Source organism: Mycobacterium sp., assembly GCF_050701675.1.
GTDB lineage: Bacteria > Actinomycetota > Actinomycetes > Mycobacteriales > Mycobacteriaceae > Mycobacterium.
Genome location: NZ_JBOGDD010000997.1, coordinates 1 through 10309 on the forward strand (window position 1 = coordinate 1; position 10309 = coordinate 10309).

10 protein-coding genes are annotated in these 10309 nt (G+C 67.0%); 5 read left to right on the plus strand and 5 right to left on the minus strand.

The genetic code is table 11. The annotated features are described in order from the left end of the window. The 3 genes from ACRDUX_RS30240 to ACRDUX_RS30250 all read right to left on the minus strand — a co-directional run. Nucleotides 1–1155: MFS transporter (locus ACRDUX_RS30240; RefSeq protein WP_526419422.1), on the minus strand; the 1155-nt coding region annotated here is incomplete at its 3' end. Nucleotides 1156–1269: 114 nt separating this feature from the next. Further along, the gene (locus ACRDUX_RS30245; RefSeq protein ID WP_526419424.1) at nt 1270–1941 is read right to left on the minus strand and encodes a FadR/GntR family transcriptional regulator; all 672 of its coding nucleotides are present in this window, start codon (nt 1939–1941) and stop codon (nt 1270–1272) included. A 94-nt stretch (nt 1942–2035) separates the two neighbouring features. Next, entirely contained in the window at nt 2036–2680 is a 645-nt protein-coding gene (locus tag ACRDUX_RS30250; protein WP_526419426.1) for a TetR/AcrR family transcriptional regulator, read from the minus strand. Nucleotides 2681–2979: 299 nt separating this feature from the next. On the opposite strand from ACRDUX_RS30250, the gene ACRDUX_RS30255 reads away from it, so the two are divergent. The 3 genes from ACRDUX_RS30255 (at nt 2980) to ACRDUX_RS30265 (ending at nt 6828) form a co-directional block, all read left to right on the plus strand. Next, nucleotides 2980–4668 (plus strand): BCCT family transporter, encoded by a 1689-nt coding sequence (locus ACRDUX_RS30255; protein WP_526419438.1) that lies wholly within the window; start codon nt 2980–2982, stop codon nt 4666–4668. 76 nt (nt 4669–4744) lie between these two features. Beyond that, nucleotides 4745–5932, plus strand: coding sequence for a metallophosphoesterase (locus tag ACRDUX_RS30260; RefSeq protein WP_526419428.1), 1188 nt, complete (start codon nt 4745–4747; stop codon nt 5930–5932). 17 nt (nt 5933–5949) lie between these two features. Then, nucleotides 5950–6828 (plus strand): endonuclease/exonuclease/phosphatase family protein, encoded by an 879-nt coding sequence (locus tag ACRDUX_RS30265; protein ID WP_526419430.1) that lies wholly within the window; start codon nt 5950–5952, stop codon nt 6826–6828. Here the strand turns inward: ACRDUX_RS30265 and ACRDUX_RS30270 are convergent. Next, nucleotides 6818–7834 (minus strand): CobW family GTP-binding protein, encoded by a 1017-nt coding sequence (locus tag ACRDUX_RS30270; protein WP_526419432.1) that lies wholly within the window; start codon nt 7832–7834, stop codon nt 6818–6820. The genes ACRDUX_RS30265 and ACRDUX_RS30270 overlap by 11 nt on opposite strands. Nucleotides 7835–7884: 50 nt before the next feature. Here ACRDUX_RS30270 and ACRDUX_RS30275 point away from each other — a divergent pair, with 50 nt between their 5' ends. Both ACRDUX_RS30275 and ACRDUX_RS30280 read left to right on the plus strand, forming a co-directional pair. Beyond that, entirely contained in the window at nt 7885–8511 is a 627-nt protein-coding gene (locus tag ACRDUX_RS30275) for a DUF3159 domain-containing protein (RefSeq protein ID WP_526419440.1), read from the plus strand. Between the two features lie 20 nt (nt 8512–8531). Further along, on the plus strand, nt 8532–9020 hold the full coding sequence (locus ACRDUX_RS30280) for a nitroreductase/quinone reductase family protein (RefSeq protein WP_526419434.1): 489 nt from the start codon (nt 8532–8534) through the stop codon (nt 9018–9020). Nucleotides 9021–9091: 71 nt separating this feature from the next. Here the strand turns inward: ACRDUX_RS30280 and ACRDUX_RS30285 are convergent. Continuing rightward, on the minus strand, nt 9092–10309 hold a 1218-nt coding region (locus tag ACRDUX_RS30285; protein WP_526419436.1), incomplete at its 5' end, for an MFS transporter.

The window sequence follows — 10309 nt, forward strand, 5'->3', positions numbered from 1 at the left end:
GCCTTGGCTGAAGAAGGCCAACCCGAACAGCAGAACCCACAACCAGACGACGTGATCGCTGGTCAGCGCGAAGACGGGAACGACGAACAGCAGCGAGATCAGCAGTCCGAGTACGTAGGTCCGCCGAGTGCCGAGTTTGTCTCCGACGATGCCCGACGTCACCGAGCCCGCCGCGTAGCCGAGGCCCGCCCACAGGAGCACGTGCGCGACCTGGCCGGGATCGAAGTGCAATTCGGTCTTCAGGTAGGTCGGCAGCAGCGACTGCAGCGGCCACGAGTACAGGAAGGCCGTCAGCACGGTGATGATCAGCATCACGTACATCGCCGTCATCCCCGCCGCGATCTGCCTGGCGAGCGCAAGGAAGCAGCCGGCGACCACCACGCCGAGGACCCACACCCAGGTGCCCGTGACGGTCCGGCTGAAGATCACGACGAGAATGGCGGCGGTGACCGTCGAGATCGCGATGTTGGCAAGTCGCCGTTGAGGATTGAACAACAGTTGGATCGGGGTGTTCTCCCCGATCGCACCACGTTTGACGTTGTCCTCCCATTCCTTGGCCTCGGGCAGCACCCGCCGCATCCAGAGTGCGACTGCGGCGGGGAGTAGACCGATGAAGAACATCCAGCGCCAGCCGAGGCTCGGCACCACCAGCGGGTACAGCTGGCTCGCCAGCACCACGCCGATCGGATACGCGGAGAGCAGGGCGCCGCTGGCGCGGTTGCGGAAACGCTGCGGCCACGACTCCATCGCATAGGTCACGCTGGTGGCGTACTCGCCGGCCATGCCGATGCCGACGATGGCCCGGAAGATGAACATCGGCCAGTAGCCCCACGCCAGCCCGCACAGGAAGCTGCCGCCCGCGAAGCAGAGGATGCTGATGACCATGGCGCCCTTGCGTCCGAAGCGGTCGGCGACGGCTCCGAGGAGAAGACCGCCGAACCACCGCGAGACGAACGCGGCACTGACCAGGGTGGTGGCCTCGACGAGGCTCAGACCGAATTCGTCCGCCAGCTCGGTGAGGACCAGGGTGATCAGGAGGAAGTCGAAGCCGTCCAGCAGGTACCCGAGCCAGGCGGCCCAGAACTGTTTCCACTGGGTGGGTGTCAACGATTCGTGTTCGTCGATGTCGCGCGGTGAACGCGGGGATGTCGCCATGCCGGCTACCTCTGATCAGATATCGGATATGTGAGAGCGGATATCCGGACCCTACAACATGACGCACGTCACATCAACACCCTGGCGGGTCGGTCGTGGACCGCTGTCGAGCGGCTATGCCGGGTTGATTTCGAGACTGCGCTGCAGGTCCTCGAAGTGCCGGGCCACCGCGCTGGTCATCGCGGCGCGGTCACCAGACCGCAGGGCATCGACTATCGCGGCGTGGTCCTCGGCGGTCGGACGGCGCAGATCGAGCACGATGTGGTCGGCGCCCTTGCTGAAGATCGTCCAGAAGACGTCGATCAGTTGCAGCACGAAGGGATTGCCGAGCGGTTCGAACAGCGCCTGATGAAAGGCGTGGTCGACGTCGGCGGGCACCCGGCCATGTTCGGCGCGGGCCCGCATCTGGTCGACGAGTTCGTCGAGCAGCAACAGGTCAACGTCGGTGATGACCTTGGCGACCTCGGTGATCAAGCCCTCCTCGAGCGCCCGGCGCGCTTGGAGCAGATGAAGAAGCGGAACGCTGTCGGCCTGCAGGCCATAGGGCAGCTGCTCGATCAACGGATCGAAGCTGAAGGTGCCGACGAACAGCCCCTTGCCGCGGCGGACCTCCACCACGCCGTGTGCCTCGAGGCGGCGGAGTCCCTCGCGGACCGAGGTCTTCCCGACGTCGAGCAGCGCCGCCAGCTCGGCCTCCGAGGGCAGCGGGTCTCCCGGCTTGAGCCGCTTGTCGACGATGAAGGCACGAATGGCATCGCCGGTCTCGTGTGACAGCAACGCTCGCATCTGTGCTCCATCGACGCAGGCGGCCGCGACTGCGACCGACTTTTCGGATATCAGGTAGGTTACCCCGCCCGACGGTGACGAGGTTCCGCGTCGGTCAGGGACGTTTGAGGTCGGCGGCCATCTCGGTGAGCTGAGCGAACGCCTCCTCGAGGCACTCCGCCATGACGCGCGGGCCGAGGAGTGCGGGCTCCGTTTCGGCGACCAGATTTGCGCACGCGGTGACCACGGTGACGTTGAACAGAGTCCTGGCGAGTTCGAGCCGCCGATCGTCCAACGGCACCCCGGCCCGATCGGCAAGTATCTTCATCACGCGGGGATTTCGGTACTCAATTGCCTTCTTGCGCAACGCATCGGAGGAGTTGATCACCCGCAGCATCAGAGTCACCTGGTCGGCCGACGGCTGGCCGTAGGGCCGGTCGGCGATGCGGTTGAACACCGCAACGTGCGCGGCCCGCATCGCCTCAAGCGGACCGAGGGGTTCGGACTGCCGGCTCACCTCGGCGACGACGTCGTCGGACACCGCGTCGAGAACGGCCAGGAACACCGCATCCTTGGTGGAGAAGTAACGGTTGAACGTCCGTGGCGAGACGTCGGCGGCGGTCGATATCAGTTCGATGGTCGCATTGTCGTAGCCGACGCTCAGGCACAGTTTTACGGCCGCGTCGATCAACTCGGCACGGGTGCGTTGGGCCTTGCGCTCTCGCAAGGTCGTGTACGGCGTGTCAGCAACGTTTGCCACGTCGCGACTGTAGTCGACATTAGCCAGGCTAACGTCTTCAGCGAAGCCCCTCAATTGACGGGATGGGCGGCCCGTTTCGCGCGCCCGCCGCGAATTGACCTGACGCCGAACGGAGTTCGCGGATAGCGCCGGGCAAGGGCCGTGACGACTTCTCGCCCCCGTTTGACGAGCCCCCCTGCGAGGTAGTTGTGTGTTGTTCACTCGCCGTCTGTTGAGGGAAGGCTCTCGCTGTGACCACTGAAGCCAAACCTGACACCGAACAACCGCTGTCGCCGGCCGAGCCGCGGAAGCGGCGCCGGGTGGTGGGAGCACTGCGGTCGCCCTCGGGCGCGGTCATTCCACACCCCGCCCTTGACGTCGCGGTCGACGAGGCCGAGCAGTCCCGCAGTCGCGGCATCGACTGGGTGGTGTTCGGCGTGACCGCCGTCATCGCCGTCGGCTTCCTGGTCTGGGGTTTCGTCAGTACGCCGTCGCTGAGTAGCGTGTCGGGCTCCGCGCTGACGTGGACCATGGAGAACACCGGCTGGCTCTTCGTGGTGACGTCCTCGGCGTTCGTGATCTTCGTGCTGTGGTTGGCGTTGAGCCGCTTCGGCGCCATCCCGCTTGGGCGTGACGACGAGGAACCCGAGTTCAAAACCGTGTCGTGGATCGCCATGATGTTCAGCGCGGGGATGGGCATCGGCCTGATGTTCTACGGCGTCGCCGAACCGCTCTCGCATCTGGTCACGCCCCCGCCGGGAACCGGCCCGGTCGGCAACCAGGAAGCCATGCAGACCGCCATGGCCACGACCCTGTTCCACTGGACCCTGCACCCGTGGGCGATCTACGCCGTCGTCGGTCTCGCGATCGCCTACGGCGTGTACCGCAAGGGCCGCCTGCAACTGATCAGCGCGGCCTTCGCGCCGCTGATCGGCGACCGGGCCAACGGGCCGCTCGGCAAGATCATCGACATGCTGGCGATCTTCGCCACGCTGTTCGGGTCGGCCGCGTCGCTCGGCCTCGGCGCCTTGCAGATTCGCAGCGGCCTGCACATCGTCGCGGGTATCGGTACGACGGGCAATGCGGTGCTGATCGGCATCATCGCGGTGCTGACGATCGCGTTCATCTTCTCGGCGGTGTCGGGCGTCGCCAAGGGAATTCAGTGGCTGTCCAACGTCAACATGATCCTGGCGCTGATCCTGGCGCTGTTCGTCTTCATCGTCGGGCCGACGGTCTTCATCCTCAACGTCATCCCCACCGCGCTGGGCAGCTACCTGCAGGACATGGCGATGATGTCGGCGCGCACGGGTGCCGAGGGCGCCAACGTCGACGCCTGGCTGCAGAGCTGGACGGTCTTCTACTGGGCATGGTGGCTGTCGTGGACTCCGTTCGTCGGGATGTTCATCGCCCGCATCTCGCGGGGCCGCACGATTCGCCAGTTCGTCACCGGCGTGCTCCTGGTGCCCAGCGTGGTGTCGCTGGTCTGGTTCGCGATCTTCGGCGGCGCCGCGATCAGCATTCAGCAGGGCGGCGTCGACCTCGCGGGCGAGGGAACCACCGAAGGCCAGCTGTTCACGCTGCTTGACCAGTTCCCGTTCGCCACGGTCGCCAGCATCCTGGTGATCGTGCTGGTCGCGATCTTCTTCGTCTCCGGTGCGGACGCGGCGTCGATCGTGATGGGCTCGCTATCCGAGCGCGGGACGATAGAACCGTCGCGGCCCACAGTGGTGTTCTGGGGCGCTGCGACGGGCGCGGTGGCCGCCGTCATGCTGTTGGTCGGCGGCGATGATGCCCTGACCGGTCTTCAGTCGTTGACCATCCTCGCCGCGCTGCCGTTCGTCCTGGTCATGGTCGGGCTCTCGGTCGCATTGGTGAAGGACCTTCGCACGGACCCCATGATGATTCGGCAGCGCTACGCCGCCGAGGCGGTCGACGATGCAGTGATCGCAGGCGTCGTCGAGCACGGGGACGACTTCGTCATCGCGATCGAGAAGGATCCCGACGCCTGATCTCGGCTCGGGGGCAGACCTGCGTCCGCAGGTACCCTCGCGGTAACCCCGAGCCCACGAATCGAGGCGTTTCGCGATGTCAGACCCCCAGTCGGTCGAGGTCGAACCCGCCGAGCAGACGCGGTCGCGCCGCCGGTGGCTGCGCCTCATTCCCGTGTTCGTCATCACGCTGATCCTGGTCGGCGTGCCGTGGTGGACGCTGCTCGCGGCGGGCACGCACTGGCCGACGGCCGTCGTGGTCGTCGGGACGCTGGTGTTCGCGGCGGCGTTCGTCGGACTGCCCGCGTTGATGTTCCTCGGCCGCGGTGGCCGGCGGCCGGACTGGGCGGCCGTCACCGCCGACGCCCTGCTCGGCGTGGTCTGGGTGCTGTTCTTCTGGTCGGTGCTCGGCCAGCTTCTGAGCCTGGTGTTGCTGCTGTCGGGCGTCGCCGATCCGGTGCGGTCGCGGGTCGTGGCAGCCGCCGTCGTGGTCGTCGTGCTCGCCTTGCTCGGGTGGGGCTACTCCGAAGCGATGCGGGTACCGCGGACCCGCCACGTCGACGTCGTCATCCCCCGGCTCGGCGGTGGGCTGGACGGACTGCGCGTCGCGATGATCACCGACACCCATTACGGGCCCATCGACCGCAGCCGGTGGTCCGCGGCGGTGAAGGACCGCGTGAACGAGCTGGACGCCGACATCGTGTGCCACGTCGGTGACATCGCGGACGGCACGGTGGCGGTGCGCGAAGCCCAGGCCGCGCCACTCGCTGCGATGCGGGGCAGGCTCGCCCGCGTGTACGTCACCGGCAACCACGAGTACTACGGCGAGGCGCAGAGCTGGCTCGACTACATGGCAGGCATCGGCTGGGACGTGTTGCACAACAGGCATCTCGTCGTCGAACGAGGTGGCGATCGGCTCGTCGTCGCCGGCGTCGACGACGCCACCGCCATGGGCTCCGGACTCGACGGGCACGGCGCGGACCTCGTGGCGGCGTTGGCGTCCGCCGATCCCGATCTGCCGGTGCTGCTTCTGGCCCATCAGCCCAAGCAGGTCCGCGACGCGGCCGACGCCGGGGTGGACCTGCAGATCTCCGGGCATACCCACGGCGGGCAGATCTGGCCGTTCAACTTCCTGGTGCGGCTCGACCAGCCGGTGGTCCAGGGACTGAGCCGCCACGGCGAGCGCACGCAGCTCTACACCAGTCGTGGCACCGGTTTCTGGGGTCCGCCGCTGCGCGTGTTCGCGCCAAGCGAGATCACGTTGCTGACGCTGCGACGGGCGTGAGGCGCCGTCGTCGCAGCGTGCCCGTCGGCACCTTCGACGCGGCAACGAACCGCTGGACCGACGACGTCGATGCCGCCGGTGCGGTGCAACGCGACGGGCTGACCCTTGCGACGTTCAACATCTGGTTCAACGAGTACCACGCAGAGCAGCGCTACCGGGTGATCGCCGAGCTGATGTCCCGAAACATGCCCGATGTCATGGTGTTTCAGGAAGTCACCCCCGCGGCGCTGGCCGTCCTGCTCGACCAACCGTGGATTCGCCAGCGGTATCACCGGGCCGAGGTGACCGGCGATGGGGTCGGCAACTACGGCATGTTGATGCTGTCCCGGCTTCCGGTCAACCGAGTGACCTACACCCGGCTGCCAACCCGCCTGGCACGCGGATTCCTGGTGGCCGAGCTCGCGGTCAACGGCCGGCCCGTGGTGGTCGCCGCCGTCCATCTGGAGAGCGGAAAGGCGGCGTCACGGTTGCGCGCGCGGCAGCTGGGGCGGATCTTCCGCGCTCTGCGAAGCGTTGAAACCGCCGTCGTCCTCGGTGATTTCAACATGCGCGATGCCGAGAACGGATCGATCGGCGCGCCCTACCGCGATCTCTGGCCGGTGCTGCGACCACGCGACGACGGTTTCACCGAGGACACGACCATCAACCTGATGCGGTTCGACAGCAAGAACAAGCACCGCCACGTTCGATTCGACCGCGTGCTTCTCAAGAGCGACTCGTGGGACGGCACCAGCATCGATCTACTGGGAACCGAACCGATCTCGGCTGCGCTGCCGCGGGTGTACCCGTCTGATCACTTCGGGGTGCAGTGCCACCTCGAACGCAGGCGGGGCGCAGCCGTGGAAACCCCACGGCACCAAGGCCTCTGGCCAGGATGGCGGGCCTTCAGAAGCTGAGTCGCCGGTACCGCTGCAGGCGCCGGATGCCCGCTGCCGCGACGATACCGTCGTGCGGGCGCAACGCGGCCGCCACCAGGGTGCGGGTGTTCTCGACGTCGAAATGGGTGCCGATCGCCACCAGGCAGTTGGCACGTGCCGTCGGTGGCGCGGTCGCGACGTGAATCGACGAGCCGACCACGTTGACGACGTAGGTGCGCACTCGCCCGCGGTAGCGGACTGCGACGGTGCCCTTGAGTCGATACACCCCGGCAGGGGGTTCTTCGAGCAGATCCAGCAGCGCACCGGGGTCGAGGCAGCCGTCGCTCGTCGACGTGACGGAGGCGGCGTGGACGTGATCGTGGGGATCGGAGCCGGCATCGAGCAGCAGTTCCCGAAAGGAGAGCTGTCCGGAGCCCTCGTCGGCGTCGGACACGTCGTACAGCAGGGTCGGGTCGATCCTCGCGCCGGTCGTGCCGACCACGTGCGCATGCGGATTGCGTTCGCGCACCCGTGTTTCGATGCGGTCCAGCTCGGCGGCCCGGTTCCTCTCGGGGATCTGGTCGAGTTTGTTGACCACGACGAGCGATGCCGCTCCGTACCTGGCCGGCGGGATGCCGCCGAGGTCGACCATGTCGAAGTGCGTGGCCGCGTCGATGACGTCGACGACACCGCCGGGCCGCACCCGTTCGACTCCGCTGAAGCGGATCAGCCGGGAAATGGCGACGGGGTCGGCCAGTCCACTCGCCTCGACGATGATGACGTCCAGCGCCAGGCGCGGGTCGGTGAGCTTCTCCAGCGCGTCGTCCAACCCACCCTCGTCGGGCAGGCAGCAGACGCATCCGCCCGTGATCGACACGGGTTCGTCGACCTGGCCCGTCACCAGGGCGGCATCGACGTTGATCTCACCAAAGTCGTTGATGACGACGCCGATCCGCGCACCGGGAGCTTGCAGGACGTGGTTCAGCAGGCTGGTCTTGCCCGCGCCGAGGTACCCGGTCAACGCGATGACCGGTATTGCGCGCACCCGAGGAGTGTAGGGCCCGTCGCTCGCCGATCAGTACGCTCGGTTGAGTGATGGACACGAACACGCCGGTCGCCGCGTTGTTGGCGCGCGCGGGCGGGGTCCGCGGGCTGATCTACTCGTCGCTGCCGGTCACCGTCTTCGCCGCCGCGTCCGCCGTGCTGGATCTCGGGTGGTCGATTGCCGCCGCGCTCGGCGTCGCGGCGGTCATCCTTGCGTGGCAGCTGCAACGACGGGAGTCCACGCGGCCGGCGCTCTTCGGATTCGCCGGCGTCGCGCTCGGTGCGGGCCTAGCGTTCCTCACCGGCAAGGCCAAGGACTTCTACCTCCCCGGCATCTGGATGTACCTCTTCCTGGCCATCGCGTTCAGCGTCTCGGTGCTGATCCGTCGACCGCTGGTGGGGGTCGGGTGGGCGTGGATCACCGGTCGTGACGACACCTGGCGCCGGGTGCGTCGAGTGCGCCTGGCCTTCGACCTCGTCACGATGGTGATGGCGCTGGTGTCGTGGGCACGCTTCGTGGTGCAGTACTACCTGTACGACACCGATCAGGCGGGGTTGCTCGCCGCCGCGCGCATCGCGATGGGGTGGCCGATCTTCGTGCTGACGTCGTCGCTGATCTATTTGGCCATTAGAACCGCCATTCGTGCCCTGCCACGTACGGCCGAGGCGGCTGACTAACCGAGCGGAAGGAACGAGCCATGAGCGACGAGGACGCCGCATCCATTCGAGCGGACCGAGGTGACTGGGCGAAGGAGCACCTCGAGACGTATCTGAGCTCGGGCGGCGCCAAGGGACACATCCTGGACCTCAGCTCCGTCGGCGGTCACGCGGTGACGACCCACTGCTTGATCAAGGTCGTGGGGCGCAACTCGGGCAAGGCCTACGTCAAGGCGTTGATCTACGGCAACACCGGAGGTGAGATCGTCGTCGTCGCCTCCAAGGGAGGCGCTGACACCCATCCGGAGTGGTACCTGAACATCCGGCACAGCGAGACCATCGGCGTCCAGATCGCCACCCAGGCGTTCGAGGCCACCTGGCGCGAGCCCGAAGCCGAAGAGCGGCACCAGGTGTGGGCCTACATGACGCACCTGTTCCCGCCCTATCTCGGCTATCAGACGTCGACGGAGCGTCACATCCCGCTGGTGATGTTGAAGCCCGTGCGCTCGATCGACGTCTTCACGCCCTGACCCCAGCGCGATTCGTGCACCCGCGCCCGCGGCCACGGCGGGTTTGGGTGCACGAATCGTGGGGGAGCGAGTCAGTGGTGAATCAGGTCCTTGGTCGAGTCCGGCGTCTTCTTGCCGAGTAGAACCGTTGGGACGTCCTTGGTCTCGCGGGCGGTCAGCGCCGCCGCGGCGGCGATCACGCAGACCACGGCCGTGAAGATGCTGATGACCACCCAGCCGCCTTCTCGGACGCCGCCGAGCGCGGTGACGATCGTCGGCGCGAAACCCGCCAGCAGGAACCCGAGCTGAGTGCCGATCGCCACGCCGGAGAAGCGGACCTCGGTGCTGAACATCTCGTTGTAGAAGGACGGCCACACGGCGTTCGCGGCGCCGTAGCCGAGGGCGAAGGTCGCCACTGCGAGCACGAACGTCCACGTGTGGTCGTCGTTGCTCATCGACAGCATGTAGAAGGGCATCAGGGCAGCCGAAGACAGTGCACCGTAGATGAACACCGGCTTGCGACCGATCCGGTCGGCGAGCATGCCGAACAGCGGTTGGGTACCGAGAGCGACGACGTTGGCCACGACCACCAGCCACAGCGTGATGTCGGCGGGCAGCCCGACCTTCTTGCCGTAGGCGATCGCGAGGGTGCCGAAGACCGTTGACACCACGGCGATGAACGCGCAGACGACGACGCGCAGCACATCCCGCCAGTGGTGACGAAGCAGCGGCTTCAGCGGCACCCGCGCGAGGGTGCCCGCGGCCTTCGCCTCTTCGAACTCGGGCGTCTCGTGCAGCTTGCGCCGGATGAAGTAGGCCACCAGGACGACGATTGCGCTGAGCCAGAACGGAACTCGCCAGCCCCAGGACAGCTCGGCCTCATCGGACAGCGACACGAACGGGATGAGCACCAGCGACGCCAGGATCAGGCCACCCTGGGTTCCGGTCAGCGTCCACGACGTGAAGAACGCCCGCCGGTGATCGGGCGCATGCTCGAGCGTCAACGAGCTGGCGCCGGCCTGCTCGCCGGCGGCGGAGAAGCCCTGCAGCAGTCGGCACAGCACCAGCAGGCCGAGCCCCAGATAGCCGGCGGTGGCGAACGTCGGCAGACAGCCGATGGCGAACGTCGAAATGCCCATCAGGACGATCGTGAACATCAGCACGCGTTGGCGGCCGATCCGGTCTCCGAAGTGTCCGAGCACGAAGGCGCCGACCGGCCTGGCGAAGTAGGCGACGCCGAACGTCGCGAACGACATCACCAGCGCGCCCTGGCTACCAGACGGGAAGAACACCCTTGGGAAGATGAGTGC